This window comes from Kosakonia sp. SMBL-WEM22, assembly GCF_014490785.1.
Taxonomy (GTDB): domain Bacteria; phylum Pseudomonadota; class Gammaproteobacteria; order Enterobacterales; family Enterobacteriaceae; genus Kosakonia.
The window spans coordinates 1830780-1855249 of the sequence record NZ_CP051488.1 but is presented as its reverse complement, the minus strand read 5'-3'; the positions used below and the strand labels follow the sequence as shown (position 1 = coordinate 1855249).

General features: G+C 54.2%; 21 protein-coding genes. 10 read left to right on the top strand and 11 right to left on the bottom strand.

Features of this window, described 5'->3' with window-relative positions; genetic code table 11:
* Positions 1 to 12 precede the first annotated feature (12 nt).
* On the bottom strand, positions 13 to 2067 hold the full coding sequence (gene helD, locus HF650_RS08750; RefSeq protein ID WP_187802012.1) for a DNA helicase IV: 2055 nt from the start codon (positions 2065 to 2067) through the stop codon (positions 13 to 15).
* A gap of 122 nt (positions 2068 to 2189) precedes the next feature.
* Here helD and HF650_RS08745 point away from each other — a divergent pair, with 122 nt between their 5' ends.
* The gene (locus HF650_RS08745; RefSeq protein ID WP_187802011.1) at positions 2190 to 2636 is read left to right on the top strand and encodes a YccF domain-containing protein; all 447 of its coding nucleotides are present in this window, start codon (positions 2190 to 2192) and stop codon (positions 2634 to 2636) included.
* A 15-nt stretch (positions 2637 to 2651) separates the two neighbouring features.
* Positions 2652 to 4778: a YccS family putative transporter gene (gene yccS, locus HF650_RS08740; RefSeq protein WP_187802010.1), complete on the top strand. Its 2127-nt coding sequence runs from the start codon at positions 2652 to 2654 to the stop codon at positions 4776 to 4778.
* On the opposite strand, the gene HF650_RS08735 is transcribed toward yccS, so the two are convergent.
* On the bottom strand, positions 4775 to 5395 hold the full coding sequence (locus tag HF650_RS08735) for a TfoX/Sxy family DNA transformation protein (protein WP_187802638.1): 621 nt from the start codon (positions 5393 to 5395) through the stop codon (positions 4775 to 4777). The two genes, yccS and HF650_RS08735, sit on opposite strands and share 4 nt — an antisense overlap.
* A gap of 216 nt (positions 5396 to 5611) precedes the next feature.
* Between HF650_RS08735 and sulA the strand changes: the two genes are divergently transcribed.
* Entirely contained in the window at positions 5612 to 6121 is a 510-nt protein-coding gene (gene sulA / locus HF650_RS08730; protein ID WP_187802009.1) for an SOS-induced cell division inhibitor SulA, read from the top strand.
* A 367-nt stretch (positions 6122 to 6488) separates the two neighbouring features.
* Positions 6489 to 7538, top strand: coding sequence for a porin OmpA (ompA, locus tag HF650_RS08725; protein ID WP_187802008.1), 1050 nt, complete (start codon positions 6489 to 6491; stop codon positions 7536 to 7538).
* An 86-nt stretch (positions 7539 to 7624) separates the two neighbouring features.
* On the opposite strand, the gene matP is transcribed toward ompA, so the two are convergent.
* On the bottom strand, positions 7625 to 8077 hold the full coding sequence (matP, locus tag HF650_RS08720; protein WP_187802007.1) for a macrodomain Ter protein MatP: 453 nt from the start codon (positions 8075 to 8077) through the stop codon (positions 7625 to 7627).
* Between the two features lie 182 nt (positions 8078 to 8259).
* On the opposite strand from matP, the gene HF650_RS08715 reads away from it, so the two are divergent.
* Positions 8260 to 10005, top strand: coding sequence for a Lon protease family protein (locus HF650_RS08715; protein WP_187802006.1), 1746 nt, complete (start codon positions 8260 to 8262; stop codon positions 10003 to 10005).
* An 84-nt stretch (positions 10006 to 10089) separates the two neighbouring features.
* Positions 10090 to 10608, top strand: a complete 519-nt coding sequence (gene fabA, locus HF650_RS08710; protein WP_023481591.1) for a bifunctional 3-hydroxydecanoyl-ACP dehydratase/trans-2-decenoyl-ACP isomerase — start codon at positions 10090 to 10092, stop codon at positions 10606 to 10608.
* A gap of 69 nt (positions 10609 to 10677) precedes the next feature.
* Here fabA and rmf read toward each other — a convergent pair whose 3' ends face one another.
* The 6 genes from rmf to rlmKL all read right to left on the bottom strand — a co-directional run bounded on the left by rmf (position 10678) and on the right by rlmKL (position 18611).
* Positions 10678 to 10845: a ribosome modulation factor gene (rmf, locus tag HF650_RS08705; protein WP_023481470.1), complete on the bottom strand. Its 168-nt coding sequence runs from the start codon at positions 10843 to 10845 to the stop codon at positions 10678 to 10680.
* Between the two features lie 255 nt (positions 10846 to 11100).
* Positions 11101 to 11673: a membrane integrity-associated transporter subunit PqiC gene (gene pqiC, locus HF650_RS08700; protein ID WP_187802005.1), complete on the bottom strand. Its 573-nt coding sequence runs from the start codon at positions 11671 to 11673 to the stop codon at positions 11101 to 11103.
* On the bottom strand, positions 11670 to 13310 hold the full coding sequence (gene pqiB, locus HF650_RS08695) for an intermembrane transport protein PqiB (protein WP_187802004.1): 1641 nt from the start codon (positions 13308 to 13310) through the stop codon (positions 11670 to 11672). The genes pqiC and pqiB overlap by 4 nt, the downstream gene beginning before the upstream one ends.
* On the bottom strand, positions 13300 to 14571 hold the full coding sequence (pqiA, locus tag HF650_RS08690) for a membrane integrity-associated transporter subunit PqiA (protein ID WP_187802003.1): 1272 nt from the start codon (positions 14569 to 14571) through the stop codon (positions 13300 to 13302). The genes pqiB and pqiA overlap by 11 nt, the downstream gene beginning before the upstream one ends.
* 11 nt (positions 14572 to 14582) lie before the next feature.
* Positions 14583 to 16490 (bottom strand): ABC transporter ATP-binding protein, encoded by a 1908-nt coding sequence (locus HF650_RS08685; protein WP_187802002.1) that lies wholly within the window; start codon positions 16488 to 16490, stop codon positions 14583 to 14585.
* Between the two features lie 12 nt (positions 16491 to 16502).
* Positions 16503 to 18611 carry a bifunctional 23S rRNA (guanine(2069)-N(7))-methyltransferase RlmK/23S rRNA (guanine(2445)-N(2))-methyltransferase RlmL gene (rlmKL, locus tag HF650_RS08680; protein WP_187802001.1) on the bottom strand — a complete coding sequence of 703 codons (2109 nt, stop codon included), beginning with the start codon at positions 18609 to 18611 and terminating at the stop codon, positions 16503 to 16505.
* Between the two features lie 100 nt (positions 18612 to 18711).
* Here rlmKL and HF650_RS08675 point away from each other — a divergent pair, with 100 nt between their 5' ends.
* The gene (locus HF650_RS08675) at positions 18712 to 19821 is read left to right on the top strand and encodes a YcbX family protein (protein WP_187802000.1); all 1110 of its coding nucleotides are present in this window, start codon (positions 18712 to 18714) and stop codon (positions 19819 to 19821) included.
* Here the strand turns inward: HF650_RS08675 and zapC are convergent.
* Positions 19818 to 20360 carry a cell division protein ZapC gene (gene zapC / locus HF650_RS08670; RefSeq protein ID WP_187801999.1) on the bottom strand — a complete coding sequence of 181 codons (543 nt, stop codon included), beginning with the start codon at positions 20358 to 20360 and terminating at the stop codon, positions 19818 to 19820. The two genes, HF650_RS08675 and zapC, sit on opposite strands and share 4 nt — an antisense overlap.
* A gap of 167 nt (positions 20361 to 20527) precedes the next feature.
* Positions 20528 to 21538: a quinone-dependent dihydroorotate dehydrogenase gene (gene pyrD, locus HF650_RS08665; protein ID WP_187801998.1), complete on the bottom strand. Its 1011-nt coding sequence runs from the start codon at positions 21536 to 21538 to the stop codon at positions 20528 to 20530.
* Between the two features lie 249 nt (positions 21539 to 21787).
* On the opposite strand from pyrD, the gene ssuE reads away from it, so the two are divergent.
* The 3 genes from ssuE to ssuD are packed head-to-tail and all read left to right on the top strand — an operon-like array spanning position 21788 to position 24469.
* Positions 21788 to 22363 carry an NADPH-dependent FMN reductase gene (gene ssuE / locus HF650_RS08660; RefSeq protein ID WP_187801997.1) on the top strand — a complete coding sequence of 192 codons (576 nt, stop codon included), beginning with the start codon at positions 21788 to 21790 and terminating at the stop codon, positions 22361 to 22363.
* Positions 22356 to 23327 (top strand): sulfonate ABC transporter substrate-binding protein, encoded by a 972-nt coding sequence (locus HF650_RS08655; RefSeq protein WP_187801996.1) that lies wholly within the window; start codon positions 22356 to 22358, stop codon positions 23325 to 23327. The genes ssuE and HF650_RS08655 overlap by 8 nt, the downstream gene beginning before the upstream one ends.
* Entirely contained in the window at positions 23324 to 24469 is a 1146-nt protein-coding gene (gene ssuD / locus HF650_RS08650; RefSeq protein WP_187801995.1) for an FMNH2-dependent alkanesulfonate monooxygenase, read from the top strand. Before HF650_RS08655 ends, ssuD begins: the two co-directional genes overlap by 4 nt.
* The last annotated feature ends 1 nt before the right edge of the window (position 24470 follow it).

Here is a 24470-nt window from a genome sequence, read left to right as displayed (position 1 = left end):
TGCCGCCTGAGTTCAGGGCTTTTTGACCACGGGCACATCCAGCGATTTGAGTATTTCAACAAAGGGTGATGGCTCATCTTTGTTGAACAGTAACCACACTCGCTGGCGTGCCCGCGTCAGTGCAACATAGAGCAGGCGACGCTCCTCCGCGTCGGGAAAATCCTCTTCTGCGGGCAAAAGCGCCTGCTCCATAATCGACTCGCGCGCGGGCGCAGGAAACCCGTCAGCACCCTCTTTTAGCCCAACAATAATAACGTAGTCGGCTTGCTGCCCTTTACTGGCATGGACAGTCATAAAATCCAACTGCAGCTTCGGCCAGCGCGTAGCCGCTTTATCGAGGCTTGTTGGTTTGGCGTGATGATAACGGGCAAGCACCAGGATGCGCTCCTCCGGCTTCGCGAAACCGCTTAGCTTGTCGAGCAGCGCATCGAGTTGATCTTCTGCCAGCAGAGTTACGGATTTTTTATCGCCAGGCAGCAAACTATTAAGCGGCTTGGCAAGCTGGGAAGGATTTTGCTGAATAAAGCGGTTCGCCACTTCTCCGATACGGGAATTAAAGCGATAAGTGGTATCGAGGGCGCAGAGATCGCCTTCGCCAAAATAGTGATGAAACGCGGTGGTGAGCGAAAGTTGCGCCCCACTGAAGCGATAGATGGCCTGCCAGTCGTCGCCGACGGCAAAAAGCGTTGTTTGCGTGTTCTGTTTGCGTAACGCAGCCAGCAGCGCCGCGCGCTGGGGTGAAATATCCTGGAACTCATCCACGAGGATATGCTTCCACGGGCTGATAAAGCGGCCTTTTTCCAGCACGCTAATGGCCTGGTGAATAAGCCCCGAAAAGTCGACGGCGTTCTCTTCCTTAAGCGCGGTTTTCCATGCTTTCAGCAATGGAGCCATCAATTTGATGCGTTTAGCAAAGAGATCGCGTATCTCTTCTGGTGCGCTGGCAACCATTTCCGCCTGCGCGCCGCCATGCATGCGCATTAAACTTATCCAGCGATCCAAACGCGGTGCAAGGCGCCGCTGTAGCGCCTCATCTTGCCAGTAATTTCCTTCGGGAAGATGCCAGCCCAGCTCCTCTTGCAGCCATAGCCGCCACCCTTTTGCCTGCGCTTTTTTCTCGCTGCACTGCTGGACCCATGTTTGGGTTAACAATGCTAATCGTGCGGCAGTGTCGTTTTCCAGCTCGCTCAGGGCGGGCACTTTCTTGCTGCCTTGCTGAATGATATGCAGCGCCAGGGCATGGAAGGTGCGCGCAGTAATCTCATCGCTATGCAGACGCTCGCTAATGCGCTCATCCATCTCCTGCGCCGCTTTACGCCCAAAGGCGAGCAGCAGAATTTGATCGGCAGAGGCCTCGCCACGTGCCAGTAGCCAACCGGCGCGCGCCACCAGCACTGAGGTTTTACCGCTGCCGGCGCCGGCCAATACCAGAAGAGAGTGTTCGCCGTTGACCACAGCCCTCGCTTGCGCCGGATTTAATGGCGAGCATTCTACCTGTTCAAAAAAGGTCGCATACTGCTCCAGCATCGTTTCGGTAAAAGCCTGATTATGTTCTGCCCGACGCCCTTCAACATCCTGCAGCCATGCCTGGCACTGTTGCCAAAGCTCGCGACAATTATCAAACTCCAGCAGACGGCTGGTGGGCATCGGAAGCGCGGAGAAAGCCTCCTGTAGCTGACGCTGTACGCCGGTCAACTGACTACGTGTCAACCATCTGGATGGATCAATACGCGCCGAGATAAGCGCCAGCTGGCTCGATAAAAGCTCTGCTGCTATCTCGCTCATCTCCGCGCTCCAGTTGCGCCAGCGCTCATTCAAAAGGTGATAAAAACGCTGTGTGTCACTCCATTCGGTACCATGCAAGCGCACCACTTTGTTATCAGCCAGCTGAAACTCCATCTCTCCCCAAACTAAACCCCGTTTACACTCAATATCCAGTAATTGATTAAAAGGTATGAGGTATTCATGGCGGTCACCCGCTACTTTTATGCCTGCATTCAGGATGGTCGCGCGATCGTACGGGTGCTGCGCCAGGCGTTTTCCCAGGGAAGTCGCTTTCAGTTCCATCTCATGGTGATCTCAGCTTGTGACAATTATTGCCAGTTTACCTGTCAGAGAATTGGTGCTCCAGTCCAAAAAATCGTTACAATTGCCGGAATAATCAATACCCCGAACTCAAATGAGGTTTTATGCGTACCATTTTGAATATCCTGAATTTTGTCCTCGGTGGTTTTGCCACGACCCTTGGCTGGCTGGTGGCAACAGTTGTCAGCGTGCTGCTCATTGTGACCCTTCCGCTAACGCGCTCATGCTGGGAGATCACGAAACTCTCCCTTATTCCGTGGGGAAATGAGGCGGTACATGTCGATGAACTTTCTCCGCAAGGTAAGAATGGCCTGCTGAACGCAGGAGGAACCTTACTGAACGTGGTCTGGTTTATCCTGTTCGGCTGGTGGCTTTGCGTGATGCATATCATTGCCGGTATAACTCAGTGCCTGACAATTATTGGCATTCCGGTTGGCGTGGCGAATTTTAAAATCGCCGCTATCGCACTGTGGCCGGTAGGGCGTCGTGTTGTGTCCGTTGAAACAGCACAAGCGGCACGTGAAGCCAACGCGCGTCGTCGTTTTCAGTAACCGGATCCCCACCCTATGTTGAGCCCCATTCTTCGCCGTTACACATGGAACAGCGCCTGGCTGTATAACGTCAGGATCTTTATCGCTCTTTGCGGCACCGCTGCACTACCCTGGCACCTTGGCGAAGTAAAACTGACTATTCCATTAACACTGGGCGTGGTGGCTGCGGCGCTGGCCGACCTTGATGATCGTCTTACAGGGCGGTTAAAAAACCTGGTCATTACCCTGGTCTCGTTTTTTATCGCCTCAACATCCGTTGAGTTGCTGTTCCCCTGGCCATGGCTCTTCGCGCTAGGACTGGTAAGCTCCACTATCGGCTTTATCTTGTTAGGTGGGCTAGGTCAACGCTATGCCACCATTGCCTTCGGCGCGCTGCTGATTGCTGTCTATACCATGCTGGGCGTCTCACTGTTCGAGCACTGGTACCAGCAACCTCTACTGTTGCTGGCTGGCGCCGTGTGGTTCAACTTTCTGACGCTGGTCGGGCATCTGGTTTTCCCCATTCGCGCGCTGCAGGACAACCTGGCGCGCTGCTATGAGCAACTTGCGCATTATCTGGAACTAAAATCCCGCCTTTTCGATCCTGATATTGAGGAAGCCAGCCAGGCACCTTTATATGAACTTGCCTTATCGAATAGCCAACTGGTCACCACACTTAATCAGACGAAGGGCACTATGCTCACCCGTTTACGGGGCGATCGTGGCCAGCGAAGCACGCGTCAGGCGCTGCACTACTACTTCGCGGCACAAGATATTCATGAACGGGCGAGTTCATCGCATATTCAGTATCAAACCCTGCGCGAACATTTCCGTTACAGCGACGTCATGTTCCGTTTTCAGCGCCTTCTCTCGATGCAATCGCAAGCCTGTGCGCAGCTCTCACGCGCGATTTTGCTTCGTGAACCCTATCAGCATGACAGCCGTTTTGAGCGTGTATTTATTCACCTTGACGCCGCGCTGGCGCGAATCAAAAACAGCGGAGAAACGACCCCTGAACATGTAAAAGCACTCGGGTTTTTACTCGACAATTTACGTGCAACCGACGCCCAGCTTGCGGCGATTGAATCAGGGCAGCCTCATCCTCAGGCTCATGGCGAAACAGAGAATCAGCTAGCAGACGACAGTCTGAACGGCTTACACGACGTCTGGTTACGTCTGCGCCAAAACCTGACACCCGAGTCAGCCCTGTTTCGCCATGCGGTGCGTATGTCCGCAGTGCTCTGTATCGGCTACGCCTTTATCCATCTCACCGGTTTACAACATGGCTACTGGATCCTGTTAACCAGTCTGTTCGTTTGCCAGCCAAACTACAATGCGACTCGCCATCGCCTCAGCTTGCGTGTCATCGGCACACTAATAGGGGTCGCTATCGGTCTTCCGGTGCTCTATTTTGTCCCTTCGCAAGAGGGGCAGTTGCTGCTTATTGTTGTTACAGGCGTGCTTTTTTTCTCATTCCGCACAGTGCAATATGCCCATGCCACAATGTTCATCACACTGCTGGTGTTACTCTGTTTCAACCTACTTGGCGAAGGATTTGAGGTAGCAATCCCGCGCATTATAGATACGTTGATTGGCTGTGCTATCGCCTGGGCGGCAGTGAGTTTTATCTGGCCAGACTGGCGCTTCAGGAACCTTGCGAGCGTCACAGAGAAGGCATTTAACGCCAACTGTCGTTATCTTGATGCAATTCTTGAGCAGTATCATCAGGGGCGTGATAACCGGCTTGCCTACCGTATCGCGAGGCGTAATGCTTATAACCGCGATGCCGAACTGGCTTCGGTCGTGTCAAATATGTCTTCGGAACCAGGTACCTCACCTGAGCTTCGTGAAAAGGCTTTCAGATTGCTTTGCCTAAATCAGACTTTTATAAGCTACATTTCTGCTCTGGGAGCCCATCGCGAGCAATTAGCCCAACCGGAGGTGTTGCGTCTACTGGATGACGCGGTGTGTTATGTTGATGATGCCCTCCAACATTCGCCTGCCGATCAAGGTCGCGTGCAGGATGCGCTTGCTGATTTATCGCAGCGCATCAAGCAACTGGATCCGCGCCCTGACAGCAAAGAGCCGCTTGTATTACAACAGATTGGCCTGTTGATAGCGCTTTTGCCGGAAGTTTCTCGTTTAAAAAGCCAAATAGTCTAGAGAGGGTTTGCTCCTTTTTTCATCACATCATTGGCCCACGCAAGCAGCGCCTGGCGACGACTTGCCGGTAGCGCTGCTTCGTGAATGCCGACGATGGCCCCTTCCAGTGCAAATAAAACTTTTACACTGAGCTGCTTGTTCATTTTCCGAAGCCGGAGCCAGCAAACTTTTGCACCAAGTAGCCGCAGGATTTGTGCATCGTTGATGCCAGCCTGCTGCAATTGACACTCAAGTTGACTGGAAAGATTGGGTAGATCGCGCAGACGAAAAAGTTTTTCGCGCTGCGCTTTCGCCCGCCTTGCTGCATCAAGCGCCAGTGTTGAAAGCTTCAGCAGCAAGCCGCGGTCGCCCCATACATTGTCGCTGACGTAGTAATAATTTAACGATATCTGCCGCCCCCGCTTTTTAAGATTTAAAAGTGGTGCACGCCGGACTACATCATACTGCGCGCTTTCGTCACAGGCGCGTAAGTACAGTTTCCCCTCGGCTATCATCGCAAAAACGATGTTATCCACTGCAAGGCTATAACCACCAAAGTGGGCGCGATGGCTAATTTGTCCGAGTGAAGTGAGATATTCGCGCGATTGATATATCCGTTGATAACATAAGTCTTCCATGATTTTTCCTTTATAAATCACCTGGTAATGCGTTTTCCTGTGAACGGATCCAGTAATCAGGAACATAGGCAACTGCGCGCGAGACAGCAAGCAAATTTTGTATTGAGTAGCAGGCACAAAACAAAAATGCGAGATGCTTTCAGAAATTGAGGTTGATCTTTAAACACTCTGCAGGTACTGTATGTTTATACAGTAACTCAAAGGGCTGGATTGCTTATGCACACTTCAGGCTATGCTAATCGTTCGAAAACATCCGCTTCCGCACGCCAAACATTGAACCAGAGCGAAACTACCACTCTCGCTACCGGGCTTATTAGCGAAGTGGTTTACCATGAAGACCAGCCCATGATGACCCAGCTATTATTGCTGCCACTGCTGCAGCAACTCGGTCTGCAGTCACGCTGGCAGCTGTGGTTAACACCGCAACAGAAATTAAGCCGTGAATGGCTTCAGTCTGCAGGTTTGCCGCTGACGAAAGTGATGCAAATTAACCAACTTTCTCCAGGCGTCACGCTGGATTCAATGATCCGGGCTTTACGTACCGGTAATTTCAGCGTTGTTATCGGCTGGCATACTGAGGAGTTGACGGAAGATGAACATCGCCGCCTTGCACTGGCAGCTGAGGAGGGAAATGCGATCGGCTTTGTTATGCGTCCAATTCGTCGCAATCCCCTCGCTGCGAGACAGCTTTCCGGAATAAAAATTCACTCAAATTTGTATCATTGAGTAAATTTAGGAGTTTTCCTGGGATTATTTTTCTTATCTGTCAGCATCCCCTATTTATTAACCAAATAGAGCCGCAAAGCTTGTGCGGCGTGGTTTGCCGCACATCAAGGATGAGTGATATTTCAGCACAAATGTTAAATTTTGTGTACACAAAGCCTTTTTTTTCATATGCCTGACGGACTTCACACTTGTAAGTTTCCAACTACGTTGTAGACTTTACATCGCCAGGGGTGCTCGGCATAAGCCAAAGATATCGGTAAAGATATCTGCAGAGTTGTCAGTGAGCAATGCCCCCGGTGAAGGATTTAACCGTGACTTCTCAACGAGATTTCCATGGCGATTTTTGGATGATAACGAGGCGCAAAAAATGAAAAAGACAGCTATCGCGATTGCAGTGGCACTGGCTGGCTTCGCTACCGTAGCGCAGGCCGCTCCGAAAGATAACACCTGGTACACCGGTGCTAAACTGGGCTGGTCTCAGTTCCACGATATTGGTAACAACCAGATCCCTAACAATGGCCCGACTCACGAGAGCCAGTTAGGCGCTGGTGCGTTCGGTGGTTATCAGGTTAACCCGTACGTTGGCTTTGAAATGGGCTATGACTGGCTGGGTCGTATGCCGTACAAAGGCAGCGATGTAAACGGCGCATTCAAAGCTCAGGGCGTTCAGCTGACCGCTAAACTGGGTTACCCGATTGCTGATGACGTTGACCTGTACACCCGTCTGGGTGGTATGGTTTGGCGCGCAGACGCTAAAAACAACCAGGGCTTCAAAGATCACGATACCGGCGTTTCTCCGGTCTTCGCTGGTGGTGTTGAGTGGGCAGTTACTCGTGACGTTGCAACCCGTCTGGAATACCAGTGGACCAACAACATTGGTGACGCGAACACCGTTGGTGGCCGCCCGGACAACGGTCTGCTGAGCTTAGGTGTTTCTTACCGCTTCGGTCAGCAGGAAGATTCCGCACCGGTAGTTGCTCCGACTCCTGCTCCGGCTCCGGAAGTACAGACCAAGCACTTCACTCTGAAGTCTGACGTTCTGTTCACCTTCAACAAAGCTACCCTGAAACCAGAAGGTCAGCAGGCGCTGGATCAGCTCTACAGCCAGCTGAGCAACCTGGATCCGAAAGACGGTTCCGTAGTGGTTCTGGGCTTCACCGACCGCATCGGTTCTGACTCTTACAACCAGGGTCTCTCTGAGAAACGTGCTCAGTCCGTTGTTGATTACCTGGTTTCCAAAGGTATCCCGGCGAACAAAATCTCTGCACGTGGCATGGGTGAATCCAACCCGGTTACCGGCAACACCTGTGACAACGTGAAAGCACGCGCTGCTCTGATCGATTGCCTGGGTCCGGATCGTCGCGTAGAGATCGAAGTTAAAGGTATCAAAGACGTTGTAACTCAGCCGCAGGCTTAAGTTCTCCGTTAGAAAAAACCCCGCCATTGCGCGGGGTTTTTTATTATTTGGCGTATGGATAATGGAAAAATCAGGAAGCCCAATAACTACTCTTTTCCAAGCAGCGCCTGCAGGTCGTGCTTTATAGTCGACATTTTCGATGCATACTTCTCTTTATGCTCAGCATCCTCAATCAGCTGGACAATCGTTTCGGAAAGCGTCTTCCCGCGACGCTGTGCCAATCCGGCTAATCGCTGCCAGACGACAAATTCCAGGTCGATTGATTTCTTACGCGTATGCTGATGTTCAGCATTGAAATGCCGTTTACGACGAGCACGAATCGTCTGCTTCATTCGGTTTACCAATGCCGGGTTAATATGCTGCTCTATCCAGGCATTAACACGCACGGGCTCATTTTCAAGGGTCAACAAATTATCGACGGCCTCTTTAGCCGCGCTGGCTTCCAAATAGCGCGTGATTAACTCCCCTTCACGGTGCTTTTTAACCAGATACTTCCATTTCCAGCCGCTTTCGAGATTTTCCAGTTGTTGATATTTCATTTCTCTCTCAACGTAACCGCGTAACTAAGTCCAGAATATCAGTTTTTTAAGACTCTGCTCAGAAGAAATCACCAGTAACTCCCGATCTGCCGGGTGAGGCTGGCTCAAAGTTGTAATGATTGTGTGATGAGTCAGCGTTTACGGTATAATCCCGCCTTTTACAGCTGACTAAAAAAACGACTTTGACCACTACAAAACTTGAATGGAACGACCTGGTTCCTGAAACAGACAGCTATCAGGACGTGTTTGAATCTCCCTCGCTTGCACGCGAAACGGACTTCTCACTGGCCGATACTCAGCCTCGATTACACTACGCGCTTGAGCAGTTGCTCTACCCGCGCGCAACCTCGCGTTTTTTACTAGCAAAAGCGCCAGAAGAAGTCGAATATCTGACGCTTATTGGTGATGCGCTCAATCCGCTTCTGCCTGCCACTTACACTCCTGCGGGCGGGCAGTACTGTATTACTGGCTCAACCGTACGTTTCGAACCTACCACTGAAACCGAGAGTCATTTCGTTGGTAAGCAGCCGGTAGTGCTCGCCGACTGGGTTGAAGCGGAGCAGCTTTTTGGCTGCCTGCGTCAGTTTAATCAAGAAATTACCCTTCAGCCGGGCCTGGTTCATCAGGCGAACGGCGGTGTATTGCTTATTTCGTTGCGTCCGCTGTTAGCCCAGCCTCTATTATGGATGCGCCTGAAAACTATGGTTACCCAGCGCCGTTTCGACTGGGTTTCGTTTGATGAATCCCGCCCTCTCCCGGTGTCGGTACCGTCCATGCCGCTGGATCTGAAAATCGTGCTTATCGGTGAGCGCGATTCGCTGGCAGAGTTCCAGGAGATGGAGCCGGAACTCGCGGCACAGGCGATTTATAGTGAATATGAAGAGACTCTGCAAATTGCAGATAGCGACACGCTGCGTGCATGGCGACAATGGGTTGAACAAACCGCTTACGTTGCGCAGTTACCGACGCCGGCAGCAGACGCCTGGTCAACGCTCATTCGTGAAGCCGTGCGTTATACCGGCGATCAGGAAACATTACCGCTCTGTCCGCTATGGCTTTCGCGACAACTGCGTGAAGTTGCGGCATTAACTGCTGACGATACCTTTGATAACGATGCCCTGAGCTCCATGCTTGCTCAGCGCGAATGGCGAGAAGGTTTCCTGGCCGAGCGGATGCAGGACGAGATCCTGCTCGAGCAGATCCTTATCGAAACCGAAGGTGAGCGTATCGGTCAGGTTAACGCCCTTTCAGTGATTGAGTTCCCGGGCCATCCGCGCGCGTTTGGCGAACCCTCGCGCATCAGCTGCGTTGTGCATATCGGCGACGGCGAATTCAATGATATTGAGCGTAAAGCGGAACTCGGTGGCAACATCCATGCGAAAGGGATGATGATCATGCAGGCGTTCCTGATGTCGGAACTGGATCTGGAACAGCAAATCCCGTTCTCTGCCTCACTTACCTTCGAACAATCCTACAGCGAAGTGGATGGTGATAGCGCCTCTATGGCTGAGCTTTGCGCCCTGATCAGTGCGCTGGCCGAGGTGCCCATTAATCAACGGCTTGCTATCACCGGTTCGGTCGATCAGTTTGGTCGTTGCCAGCCAGTTGGCGGACTGAATGAAAAAATTGAAGGCTTTTTCGCCATCTGCCAGCAGCGTGAACTGACAGGCGAACAAGGGGTCATTATCCCTTCCGCTAATGTTCGACATCTATGCTTACGCCAGGAGTTGCTCGACGCCATTGAGGCGAAACAGTTTTCTGTCTGGGCAGTGGATGACGTGATAGATGCGCTACCCTTATTAATGGGTCTGGCATGGGATGCTGAAGGGCAAACCAACCTCAAGCAAATCATTCTTGAACGTATCGCGCAGGCGACCCAACAAGAGGCTCGCCATCGCTTTCCCTGGCCGTTACGCTGGCTAAACTAGTTCGCTGTTAACTGATCGGACTTGTTCAGCGTACACGTGTTAGCTATCCTGCGTGCGAAATTACAAATAAGGCTTATTAAGAACATGGTAGATAAACGCGAATCCTATACAAAAGAAGATCTTCTTGCCTCTGGTCGCGGCGAACTGTTTGGCGAAAAAGGCCCGCAATTACCGGCTCCGAATATGCTGATGATGGACCGTGTGGTCAAAATGTCTGAGACCGGCGGTAACTTCGATAAAGGCTACGTTGAAGCTGAACTGGATATCAATCCAGACCTGTGGTTCTTTGGTTGCCATTTTATCGGCGATCCGGTGATGCCGGGCTGCCTTGGTCTTGATGCCATGTGGCAGCTGGTAGGTTTTTATCTTGGCTGGCTGGGCGGTGAAGGCAAAGGCCGTGCACTTGGCGTAGGTGAAGTGAAGTTTACCGGTCAGGTTCTGCCTACAGCGAAAAAAGTCACCTACCGTATTCATTTCAAACGCATCGTTAACCGTCGTTTGATCATGGGCCTTGCGGATGGCGAAGTGCTGGTTGACGATCGTCTTATCTACACAGCATCCGATCTGAAAGTCGGTCTGTTCCAGGATACCTCTGCTTTTTGATAGCAGCACAACCCTGCTAAAACGCGAAACCTCCGCAGTGCGGAGGTTTCTTTTTCTAAAGAGACAGAATCAGGCAGTCACTGCCCTGTCCTCCATGGCCTGTCGCCAGCCTCCAAGCCACTCGGACCTTTGATTCAGGGTTTGGTAGGGACACATCTCTTTCGAGCGCCCCGTAATACCAGCCTGATAACCACGTTGATGTGCCCGTTCCAGGCGATCGCGTTTTTGTCTCTTCATGCCTCGTTTCCCTCATTCTTTTATCTGGTGGAAAAGAAAACAGTGGTCACTTAATGTGCAACCACAGGTCACAAATACCTTGATTAGACCGCGTCGTCAATGCGCAAAATTCACGCCAGTGTCATAAATGTGACCTGGACAAAACTTCGCCTGCACAAGAAACACCCATTTTCCTGACTAAGTTTTTGAGCGTCAAAACAAAAAAAGCCGCAGCAGGTGAAGACCCGCTGCGGCTGATCAGATCATTAAATCTACTTATGGCAGACGATTCAGCTCCGCGGCGATAGTTGCGGCTTCCTGCTGCCACCCCTGCGCCAGCGTTTTCACCATCGCATCGTAACCATCTTCCTGCTGTTTAAGCTCGAGATGGAAAGGTCGCTTAATCAAACTGCCCTGATGCTTAAGCAACCATTCGCCGCTGACAATAACCCGCCCGTCATAGCGACCATGAAAACCGGTTACCGTCACGTTCAGTGTATCCTGATCACTACCTAATGGCTGCGATGCCACTACCCAGCCGGGTAAGGCGTTGCCCAGATTCGCTACCAGCGTATTACGTAACTGCTGATCGAGCGGGCTGGCCCAGAGGTTGTTATTGGCAATGACATATTGCACATCACTGGTTTGATATACCACGCCATTACCGGCCAGATAGTCCGGCACAGAGACCTGCTCAACCCAGAGCTGGCGGTTACCCTGCGTTTGCCCGGTCATCGACTGCATCGTGGTTACCGACGGCGATGGAAGCTGGTAGTAACTTTTGTTATCGCCGCCACTGCTGCAGGCGGCTAATAACAGGACAAGCATCGCCAGTACGCTTTTTCTCATTGTTTCGCCCTCTTCGGCTGCGGATCGTCTTTCCCTTTCGCTTCGAATACCAGCGCATTGCTCTTATCGTTCAGCGTTTTCAGCACAGGCTGCAGCTCCCGTAACACCTGATCAAGACGCTGCATATCTGCAACCATCTTGTTATAGGCGGCCGACCCCGGCTGGAAGCCTTGCATACTGCGATTAAGCTCGCGCAGCGTAGACTGCATATCCGCCGGAAGCTGCTGCATTGACTGACTTGCCGTCAATTTATTCAGATTATCCAGCGTCGCCTGCAGACGTTTCAGGGTTTGCTGGCTCTCAGAGAGCGTGTTTGTCGCCTGCTGAATCATCGGATTGAGCGGCAGGTTGTTTATTTTATCCAGTGTATCCATCAGCCGCTGCTGGATTTGCGCCAGACCACCACTCATCGTCGGGATGATTGGATAACCCTCGAACTCAGCGAACTCTTTAATCGGCGGCGCATTATTGTAGAAGTCGAGATCGACATACAGCGCGCCGGTCACGATATTACCGGTCTTCAGCGAGGCGCGTAGGCCACGATTAAGCAGCTCTTTCATGTGCGCAGTCATATCCGCATCCTGACCCAGCTGATTCGCCAGCCGCTCAGGTTCAATGCGGATCAGAACCGGAATGCGGTAATCATCGTTCAGCGCCTGGCGCATGCCCGGATTAAAGAATGGCACCTTGCTCACGGTCCCGAGTCGAATACCGCGGAATTCCACGGGCGCGCCCGGCTGCAGGCCACGGATAGAGTCTTTAAAGAACATCAGGTAGTCGACATGGTCAGTATAGAGCGAGTCCTGAATACTGCGCTGATCGTCATACAGTTTAAAGGCGCTCTTCTCCGCCACCGGCTGCCCTAAATCCAGCCCATCCGGGATATCAAAACTGACGCCACCGCCAAACAGCGTCGCCAGCGATCCCATCTCAACACGCATACCGGCGGAGGTGAGATCGACGGCGATGCCGCTATCTTTCCAGAACCGGACATTGCTGGTCACCAGCCGATCGTTCGGCGCATTGATGAAGAGCTGATAGGTCATGGTCCGTTTTTGCGTATCAAAGTTACTGGTTTCAACCGAGCCCACACGATAGCCGCGGAACAGTACCGGATCGCCCGGTGAGAGTTGGCCCGCCTTGCTGCTGTCGAGGATCACGCGGATGCCTTTAGCATCCGGCGGTGCCAGCGGAGGCGCATCCAGCAGAGTGTATTGATCGGGCACGCTGCCCTTAGCACCCGGCTGAAGTTCAATATAGGCCCCCGAAAGCAGCGTTCCGAGGCCACTCACCCCTTCACGGCCAACCTGCGGTTTTACTACCCAGAATACCGAGTCGTTATGCAGCAGTTTTTCCATGCCGGAGTTGAGCCGCGCTTTGATCTCCACGTGGGTTAAATCATCGGTCAGCGTTGTACTCTCCACGACGCCGACATCCACGCTGCGGCTTTTAATCGGCGTTTTCCCGCCGACTATGCCCTCGGCATTAGTGGTGATAAGCGTGACTTCCGGCCCCTGGTGACTATAGTGATAAAAAAGGATCCAGGCGCCAATCAGCGCGGTCACGATCGGGAAAATCCAGACCGGCGACCAGTTCCTTACTTTTTGCACCTGGGCTTCCCCCTGTTTATTCTCCATGCTCTGACAACTCCTCATGGTGCGTTTGTGGCTCCCGATCCCAACTGAGACGCGGGTCGAAAGTCATCGCCGCAAACATCGTGATAATAACGACCAGCGCAAACATTAGCGCACCCATTGCAGGATAGATATTCATCAGCCCGCCAATACGGACTAACGCAGACAGTACTGCAATAACAAAGACATCGATCATTGACCAGCGGCCGACAAACTCGACCACTTCATAAATAAAATGCATCCGTTCGCTGTCGCGTCTGCCATAGCCCTTCGCATCAATACAGAGCCAGGCAATGCCGATCATTTTCAGCGTTGGCACCATAATGCTGGCGATAAAAATTACCAGTGCCACCGGATAAGAGCCCTCGCTCCATAACAGCACCACCCCCGCGAGTATGGTCGAAGGCGTCGGATCGCCCAGCAGATCCGTTATCATGATTGGCAAAATATTGGCTGGCAGATAGAGCATGATCGCTGTGACGAGCAGCGCCAGCGTCCACTGAATACTGTGGCGTCGCCGGACATAGCCGCGCGTATGACACCGCGGACAAACCAGAATATCCATCGGCACTATTGCCGTGCAGCAGGGACAAGAGCGCAGCCGCTGACGAATGCCGGTGATACCCGCACGCAGAGGCTGTTCCAGCGCAGGTGCTGGCGCGATGTCATCCCATAGCCAGTGGCGATCAACACACTGAAACGCGCGCAGCTGCAGCAGGCAGAAGAGGCACCACGGAATGAAACTGCTGCCGATGCCAATATCACCATAGGCCATCAGTTTAACGAAGCTTACCAGCACGCCCGCCAGAAAAATCTCTGCCATGCCCCAGCTTTTCAGCTGAAACAGCACTCGTGCCAGCGCGATTTTAAGGCGAGAATCCATCCGCACCCGGTTAACCAGCAGCAGAATGGTGACAAGGCAGAAGGCAGGCACCAGCTGGACGAAAAGCAGAAAGAGCGTGCCGAGGCTGGCGTAATCTTCCGAAAACATGACGCCTGGGATCTCAAGCAGCGTCACCTCGCTGGCGATGCCCGCCACCTGCATATTGACGAAGGGGAAAAGATTGGAGAGCAGCAGCATAAACAGGGCGACAAGGGCGTAAGCCGTCGGACGCTGCCGCGGCTCTTTCCATTCGGTCGTCAGGGTTGTGCCGCAGCGCGGACACGCCGCCCGGTGTCCATGTTGCAGCGGCGGTAACGCCACCAGCATGTCACATTGCGAGCAGAGAATGTGGCGCGTGCCATGATGGTGGTGTTCACACATACCGCTTTCCTCTATGCGCCGTTTTTCAGCGCCTCCAGATACTCCCAGCGTTCAAACGCCGCTTCCAGTGCCTGCTCGGCTGACGCCATGTCAGCGAGGACTTTTTGCGTATGATCGTGCGGCTGGCTGAAGAAATTCGCATCGGCAACCTGCGCCTGCAATGTTTCCAGCTCGGCTTCCAGCTGTTCCAGCTTTTGTGGCAGCTGTTCCAGCTCACGCTGCAGGTTATAGCTTAGTTTGTTGGCGCTACGTTTAACAGTTTCTGCTTTGGCGGCAGGCGCCTCGGCACCTTTCTGCACCGCAGCGTGTTTAAAGGCCTGCGAAGCCGCCTGCTGACCACGCGCATCATGATAACCACCAACATACTGCCCAATGCGCCCTTCCCCTTCGAAGATCCAGCATTCGGTCACAGTATTATCAACGAACTGACGGTCATGGCTCACCAGCAGAACCGTGCCCTGATAGCTATCGATCAGCTCTTCCAGCAGCTCGAGGGTTTCAACATCCAGGTCGTTGGTCGGTTCATCGAGAATCAGTAGGTTGCTGGGTTTCAGGAACAAACGCGCCAGCAACAGACGGTTACGCTCCCCGCCCGACAGCGCTCGCACCGGTGTCATCGCCCGTTTCGGATGGAACAGGAAGTCCTGAAGGTAGCCAAGAATATGGCGCGGCTTGCCGTTGACCATCACCTCCTGCTTACCTTCCGCCAGGTTATCCATTACGGTTCTGTCGGGATCCAGCTCGGCACGATGCTGATCGAAATAGGCCACTTCAAGCTTGGTGCCAATGTGAACGCGGCCGCTATCGGCTTTCAGCTGTTCGAGCATCAGCTTCAGCAAGGTCGTTTTACCGCAGCCGTTCGGGCCAATCAGCGCAATTTTGTCGCCACGCTGAACCTGGGTGGAGAAGTCGCGCACCAGCGCTTTGCCATCGACGCCGTAGTTAACATGTTCAAGCTCGAAGACAATCTTGCCGGAGCGGGATGCCTCCTCGACCTGCATTTTTGCGCTGCCCATCACCTCACGGCGTTCGCTGCGCTCGCGGCGCATCGCTTTCAGTGCGCGCACGCGCCCTTCGTTACGGGTACGACGCGCCTTAATCCCCTGGCGGATCCACACCTCTTCCTGAGCCAGCTTGCGATCGAACTCGGCGTTTTGCAGCTCTTCGACGCGCAGCGCCTCCTCTTTCTCCAGCAGATACTGGTCGTAATTGCCCGGATAGGAGACCAACTTGCCGCGATCGAGATCGACAATCCGCGTCGCCATATTGCGGATAAACGAACGGTCGTGCGAAATAAAGATAATGGTGCCGCCGAACGATTTCAGGAACCCTTCCAGCCAGTCGATGGTTTCGATATCAAGGTGGTTAGTTGGCTCATCCAGCAGCAGCACGCGCGGGCCGCTAACCAGCGCACGCCCCAGCGCCGCTTTACGCAACCAGCCGCCGGAGAGCGCCGAGAGCGACATGTCAGCCGTCAGGCCGAGCTGCGCCAGCACTTCATTAATCCGGTTCTCCAGCTGCCACAGGCCGTGGTGATCCAGCATCTCCTGCACGCGTGCCAGTTCCGCAAGATTTCTGTCGCTCGGATCGGTCATCACCAGGTGAGAGATCTCATGGTAACGCTTGAGATACTCCGCCTGCTCTTCGATACCTTCGGCAACGAAATCATATACGCTGCCGCTGACATTGCGCGGCGGATCCTGCTGCAAACGTGCAACAACTAAATCCTGTTCATAAACAATGCGACCATCATCGAGATTCACTTCCCGGTTGAGGATCTTCATCAGCGTCGATTTGCCTGCGCCGTTACGGCCAACCAGGCAGACGCGCTCATTCTCTTCGATATGCAATTCCGCGTTATCGAGAAGCGGTGCGTCGCTGAATGAGAGCCACGCGCCGTGCATACTAATTAATGACATCTATTTATCCTTTCAGGCTGCGGTAATCAGCCAGCAGTTATGGATCTGACGGTTGCGGGCAAAATCCTGCGACTGCGTTTTTTGGGTGATTTCTTGTGCTTTAAGCCCCAGCTTCGCCAGCCCATCGAGATCCATACGGAAACCGCGTTTGTTATTGGAGAACATAATGGTGCCCCCTTTACGCATCAGACGTTTCAGGTCAGCCATCAGGCGCATATGGTCGCGCTGCACATCGAAAGACTCTTCCATGCGCTTGGAGTTGGAGAAGGTTGGCGGATCGATAAAGATAAGATCGAACTGCTCATCGGTCTCCTGCAGCCAGCCGAGGCAATCGGCCTGAATCAGGCGATGCGCGCGACCGCTTAAACCATTGAGGCGCAGGTTACGCTCTGCCCACTCCAGATAGGTGCGGGACATATCCACGGTAGTGGTGGAGCGCGCGCCGCCCAGGCCCGCATGGACGCTGGCACTGCCGGTGTAGGCGAAGAGGTTAAGGAAATCTTTGCCTTTGCTCATCTGGCCCAGCATGCGGCGGGCAATACGGTGATCGAGGAACAGGCCGGTATCCAGATAATCCGTCAGGTTGACCCACAGGCGTGCGTTATATTCGCTCACCTCGATAAAGTCGCCCTTCTCATTCATCTTCTGATACTGATTATTACCCTTCTGGCGCTCACGGGTTTTCAGCACCAGCTTGTTAGGCGCAATGCCGAGCACGTGAATGGTCGCGGCAATAATGTCGAACAGGCGCTGACGTGCTTTTTGCGCATCGATGGTTTTCGGCGCGGCATACTCCTGCACCACCACCCAATCAGCATAGCGATCGACGGCAACGTTGTAGTCCGGAAGATCGGCATCATAGAGGCGATAACACTCAATCCCCTCCTGAAGTGCCCACTTCTCCAGCTTCTTAACGTTTTTACGCAGGCGGTTAGCATAATCTTCCGCCATCGCTGGCGCTTTGGCTTCGCCGGTGTTTTCTGCCAGATGGTAGTTTTTCTGCACGCAGTCGAGCGGGCCGTTTTTAGCTTTGAACTGACGATCGGCGCGCAGCTGCAGACAGTTAAGCAGATCGACCGAGGCGCTAAACAGCGACAGGTTCCAGCCGCCAAACTGCGCCTTCAGCAAACGCCCCAGCAGGCTATGCAGGGCTATCAGCGCCGGTTCGCTCTCCAGACGCTCGCCGTAAGGTGGGTTACTAATAACCGTGCCGTAGGGGCCTTGCGGCACTGGGTTGCTGAGCTGTGCCACATCTTTCGCTTCAAAGGTAATCAGCTCGCCAATACCAGCGCGGCGGGCGTTTTTACGGGCATTTTCGATGACACGGGCATCGCTGTCAGAGCCATAAAAACGGGATTCATAGGCCGCCAGACCCTGGCGTGCGCGGTTTTGCGCATCGGCTTTCACTTCGCTCCAGATGGCATCGTCATGCTGCGCCCAGCCGCTAAAACCCCAATGGCCACGGTGCAGACCAGGCGCGCGATCGGTTGCCGCCATGGCAGCTTCAATCAGCAGCGTGCCGGAGCCACACATCGGATCGACCAGCGGCGTACCCGGCTGCCAGCCGGAGCGCATCACGATTGCTGCGGCCAGGTTCTCTTTAATAGGGGCGATACCGGTACGATCGCGGTAGCCACGCAGGTGCAGGCCTTCACCGCTCAGATCGAGGGAGATATGCGCCGTTTCCTGGTTCAGCCAGACGTTAATGCGCAGATCCGGCATGTCACGCTCGACGTTTGGGCGCGGCAGATTTTTACGCGTAAAGCTGTCGACAATCGCATCTTTAACTTTCAGCGCGCCGTACTGGCTGTTGCGGATCTCATCGTTCAGCCCGCTGAAGTGCACGGCAAAGGTGGCACCCGGGTTGAAAATCTCTGTCCAGTTGATCGCCTGCACACCGAGATAGAGATCAAGGTCGCTATACACCTTGCACTCTCCCAGCGGCATCATAATGCGCGAGGCCAGGCGGCTCCACATCAGGCTTTGGTACAGGAGCCGCGTGTCGCCTTCAAAATGGACACCACCCTGAACGACGCGGCACTCCACGGCGCCGAGTTTTTCAAGTTCAGTTTTTAACAGCTCTTCCAGCCCACGGGCCGTACTGGCAAACAGAGAAATCATAATGTCACTTACACTCTACGAAAATTGTTGCGCATTATAGCTAATCTCGCCCTCATGTCATAAAGTTGAGGGCTTATTTTCGTCTAACAGGGAGGAAGACGTGCCTACCCTTTCACGTCTTTATATCCATCCGGTGAAATCCATGCGCGGCATTGGCCTGACGCATGCACTCGCCGATGCCAGCGGCCTTGCCTTTGACCGCGTTTTTATGGTCACGCAGCCTGATGGCACCTTTATTACCGCGCGTCAGTTTCAGCAGATGGTGCGTTTTCTGCCCTCGCCTTTAACGGATGGCCTGCATCTGACAGCGCCCGACGGCAGCAGCGCGGTGATCCGCTTTGGGGATTTTGCGCCTGATGCCGCGCCCACAGAGGTGTGGGGCAACCACTTTACGGCGCTGATTGCGCCTGCGGCCATCAACCAGTGGCTGAGCGGCTTTTTCGGCCGCGAAGTACAGCTGCGCTGGGTAGGCCCCCATCCAACCCGCCGCGTGAAGCGTCATGAAGAGGTTCCCCTCTCCTTTGCCGATGGCTTTCCCTATCTGTTAACCAATGAGGCCTCGCTACGCGACTTGCAAAAACGGTGCCCCGCCAGCGTGCAGATGGAGCAGTTTCGCCCCAATCTGGTGGTGACCGGTGCGCAGGCGTGGGAGGAAGATAGCTGGAAAGTGGTGCGCATTGGCGACGTGGTGTTTGACGTGGTTAAACCCTGCAGCCGCTGCATCTTCACCACCGTCAGCCCCGAGCGCGGTCAGAAGCACCCTGCCGGTGAGCCGCTCGCCACGCTGCAAAAGTTCCGCACGGCGCAGGATAATGGCGATGTCGACTTCGGTCAGAATTTAATTGCCCGTAATAGCGGCGTGATCCGCGCAGGCGATGAGGTTGCAGTGCTGGCTACCGGCCCGGCGAAGATGTATGGCGCGGGTGCGGTCGTTGAAGCGCTCGAGCCGGAGGTGCAACCCGTAGGCACCGTGGACATTGAGTGGCAAGGTCAAACCTTTCGCGGTAACAACCAGCAGGTGCTGCTGGAGCAGCTGGAAAACCAGGGGATCCGCGTGCCCTACTCATGCCGCGCAGGCATCTGTGGCTGCTGCCGGATACGGTTGGTGGAAGGCGAAGTGAGCGCGCTGAAACAATCAGCGCTGGGTGAGGATGGCACTATTCTCAGTTGCAGCTGCGTACCGAAAACGTCGCTGCGGCTGGAATCTTAAACCGCGTGCTCGAAAGCGAGGCTCGCGGCAGTAAGCTGCGGCTTCAGGCGGTCATTCATGATCTTGATCGCATCGCCCAGCTGCATCGTGCGCCCGGCAATCACCACGCCGGGCTGCGCCAGCAGGCAGAGCGTCGCGTTCTCTCCCGGCTCGACCACCAGCAAATTCACACACTCGTGCGTATCGCTTAACCAGACGCAGGCACCGTCGCCAGTTGCAGGCGTCCACGGTGACGTGTGGCTCATAAAGTGCCAACTTTTCGGCATTTGCGGTTTAAGAAAGCGGATTGCCACCAGCGCGTTGAGCACCAGCTCGGCGCGTTGCTCATTAGATAATTCTAAATCGCGGCATTTTTCATCGAAGGAGAAATAAAGCGCAGCGTCATCAACACAAAAACCAGACGGTGAAAAGGCATCGGGAGTGAGCATTTTACGGGCAAAACGGGAGCGAAATAACATACCATTGGCTAAATCGAGCATCATACGATCGTGCTCTTCATCAAAATACCAGCGCCAATTATCGTCAGGTTTAATTCGCATTGTTTTCCCCTTTCCCCTTAAACATCCTGTCGTTTTTTCATCCGTTTTGCCGCCTCGCTTATTAACTTAATAATTGAAGACTGAAATGTTTAAATTAGCAACAGTGACGGAATATAAAACAACCAGGGCCGGAAATAAAGCCCTGGTTACTCAGCAGGGGAAAAAGATCAGAGGTGGGTGACGATCTCTTTTACCAGCGGCGGGCCTTTAAAAATAAAACCGGAATAAATCTGCACCAGCGAAGCCCCCGCCTCCATCTTCTCACGCGCGGCGATAACGGAGTCGATTCCACCGACGCCAATAATCGGTAAGCGCCCGGATAATTCTTGTGACAGACGTCGGATAATTTGCGTACTTTTTAATTGCAGAGGACGTCCACTTAAACCACCGGTTTCATCACAGTGCTTCATTCCCTGCACCAGCGAGCGTTCGAGAGTGGTATTGGTAGCAATAACGCCATCAATATTGTGGCGAACTAAACTGTCGGCCACCTGGATAAGCTCTTCCTCGGAAAGATCGGGGGCAATTTTTACCGCCAGCGGAACATATTTATGGTGACGGGCCTGGAGATCATTCTGCTTATTTTTGATGGCGCTGAGTAAATCGTCCAGCGCTTCGCCATATTGCAGCGTGCGCAATCCTGGGGTGTTTGGCGAGGAGATATTAATAGCGATATAACCGGCATAGGGATAAATTTTCTCCATGCAGATCAAGTAGTCATCTTTACCCTGTTCAACCGGCGTGTCTTTATTTTTGCCAATATTAATGCCAAGTACGCCATCAAAATGCGCCTTTTTGACATTTTCGACCAGGTTATCGACGCCAAGATTGTTAAAGCCCATGCGGTTAATCAGTCCTTCAGCTTCCACCAGCCTGAAGATCCTCGGCTTATCGTTCCCCGGCTGCGGGCGCGGCGTCACGGTGCCAATCTCAATTGAGCCAAACCCCATCGCGCCCAGCGCATCAATGCACTCGCCGTTTTTATCCAGGCCTGCGGCCAGACCGAGCGGATTTTTAAAGGTCAGCCCCATGCACTGCACCGGTTTTACCGGTACACGCTGGCGGACAAGCGCTTCGAGCGGCGTGCCGGTAATACGGCGCAGTTGCTGGAACGTTAATTCATGAGCGCGTTCTGGATCGAACTGGAAAAGGGCTTTACGAACGAAGGGGTAGTACATGAACTCTCCTGGATTCCCGGTGTGCAAACCGGGGGCGTATTATCAGTGAAAGCGCAGAGAAAGGGAATTGACCTGTGGCAAAAAAAGACCATTACGCGCAATCGTTTTCCTCTCATCCCCCCTCTTTATGCAGATTTCAGTAACTTTTCCCCGAATAAATCATTTAGGGGAATAAACCGCCTCTGTCACACTGCCTGAAATTGTTATCAATGTTATCTAAAAGCAAACATTTGGTTATAAGGAGTAAGCATGCGCGTCATTACACTGGCTGGCAGTCCCCGCTTTCCCTCGCGCTCCAGCGCGCTTCTGGAGTACGCCCGCGATCGGCTTTCCGCGCAGGGCGTTGAGATTAACCACTGGCATCTGCACAACTTTGAGCCTGAAGACCTGCTTTATGCCCGCTTCGACAGCCCGGCGCTGCAAACTTTTATTGAGCAACTTAGCACGGCTGATGGGCTGATTGTCGCCACACCGGTCTATAAAGCAGCCTATTCGGGAGCCTTAAAAACCCTGCTCGACCTGCTTCCCGAGCGCGCACTGGCGGACAAAGTGGTATTGCCGCTGGCAACGGGCGGCACGGTGGCACACCTGCTGGCAGTGGATTATGCCCTGAAACCAGTGCTGAGCGCTCTGAAAGCACAGGAGATCCTACACGGCGTTTTCGCCGACGACAGCCAGGTAATCGATTACCAGCATAAACCGAGCCTGACTCCCAATTTGCAAGGCCGGCTGGACGGCGCGCTGGAGACCTTCTGGCAAGCACTGCACCGCCGCGACATCAAAGCCCCGGAGCTCCACGCCCCGCAAGGAGTTGCTCATGTTTAACCGCTTCTCATTTTCCGCTACCGGGCTGCTGCTCGGCGGTCTGCTCACCCTCTCCGCCTGGGCGCAGGCCGCCGAGACCGCGCCGGAGGCTTTGCGTATTGGCTATCAGAAAGGGAGCGTCAGCATGGTGCTGGCAAAAAGCCACGGCCTGCTGGAGAAGCGCTATCCGCATACCAAAATATCCTGGATCGAGTTTCCAGCCGGGCCACAGATGCTTGAAGCGTTGAACGTCGGCAGTATCGACCTTGGCAGCACGGGCGATATCCCGCCGATTTTCGCCCAGGCCGCCGGCGCAGACCTGGTCTATGTCGGCGTTGAGCCGCCCAAACCGAAAGCGGAAGTGATCCTCGTGGCTGAAGATAGCCCGATTAAAAGCGTGGCGGATCTGAAGGGCCATAAAGTCGCGTTCCAGAAGGGCTCGAGCTCCCACAATTTGCTCTTGCGGGCGCTGCAACAGGCCGGGCTGAAGTTCAGCGATATTCAGCCGGTGTTCCTCAGCCCGGCAGATGCTCGCGCTGCGTTCCAGCAACACAATGTCGATGCCTGGGCTATCTGGGATCCCTACTACTCTGCCGCCCTGTTACAAGGCGGTGTACGGGTGCTGAAAGATGGCACCACCCTCAAGCAGACCGGCTCGTTTTACCTGGCCGCGCGCCCGTATGCTGCGAAGAATGGCACCTTTATTCAGGGCGTGCTCGATACCTTTAGCGCAGCAGATGCGTTAACGATCAGCCAGCGAGATGAGAGTGTTGCCCTGTTTGCCAAAACCATGGGGCTGCCGCAGCCAGTGATCGCCACCTATTTTGATCACCGCCCGCCGACCAAAATCACCCCCGTTAATGAAGCGACGGCTGTACTGCAGCAGCAGACCGCCGATCTCTTCTATGAAAACCATCTGGTACCGAAAAAAGTCGATATCCGTAGCCGTATCTGGCAGCCGACCCAAGAAGGAGCAAAATCATGAGTCTCAATCTGTTCTGGTTTTTACCGACCCACGGCGATGGTCACTATCTTGGCACCGACCACGGTGCGCGACCGGTGGACTATGGCTATTTGCAGCAGATCGCCCAGGCAACCGACAGGCTCGGCTTTAGCGGCGTTCTGATCCCGACCGGGCGATCCTGTGAAGATGCCTGGCTGGTGGCCGCCTCGTTGATTCCGGTTACCCAGCGGCTGAAGTTTCTGGTGGCCCTGCGCCCGAGCGTCATCTCGCCGACGGTCGCCGCGCGCCAGGCGGCGACGCTCGACAGGCTCTCTAACGGACGGGCGCTGTTTAACCTGGTGACCGGCAGCGATCCGCAGGAGCTGGCGGCCGACGGGGTGTTCCTCGATCACAGCGAGCGCTATGAGGTGTCGTCGGAGTTTACCCATATCTGGCGTCGCTTGCTGGAGGGCGACACCGTCGATTTCACTGGTAAGCATTTACAGGTACGCGGCGCGAAGCTGCTCTTCCCGCCGGTGCAGCAGCCGCGCCCACCGCTCTACTTCGGCGGATCTTCTGACGTAGCGCAAGATCTGGCGGCAGAGCAGGTCGATCTCTATCTCACCTGGGGCGAGCCGCCCGAGCAGGTAAAAGAGAAGATTGAGCAGGTGCGCGCAAAAGCCGCAGCCCACGGGCGAAAAGTGCGCTTCGGTATTCGCCTGCATGTGATTGTGCGCGAAACCAATACCGAGGCGTGGCAGGCCGCGGATCGCCTTATCTCACACCTCGATGATGCAACGATCGAAAAAGCGCAGGCGGCCTTTGCCCGTCAGGACTCAATTGGTCAGCAGCGTATGGCCGCCTTACACAACGGTCGTCGCGATAAGCTCGAAATCAGCCCCAACTTGTGGGCTGGGGTCGGTCTGGTGCGTGGCGGCGCGGGCACGGCGTTAGTGGGCGATGGTCCGACGGTTGCGGCGCGCATCAGCGAATATGCCGCTCTCGGCATCGACAGCTTCATCCTCTCCGGCTACCCGCACCTGGAAGAGGCGTATCGCGTTGGCGAACTGCTCTTCCCGCATCTGGATGTCGCCATCCCCGAGATCCCCCAGCCGCAGCCGTTACAGCCGCAGGGTGAAACGGTGGCGAATGAGTTTATTCCGCGTAACGTGGCGCAAAGCTGAG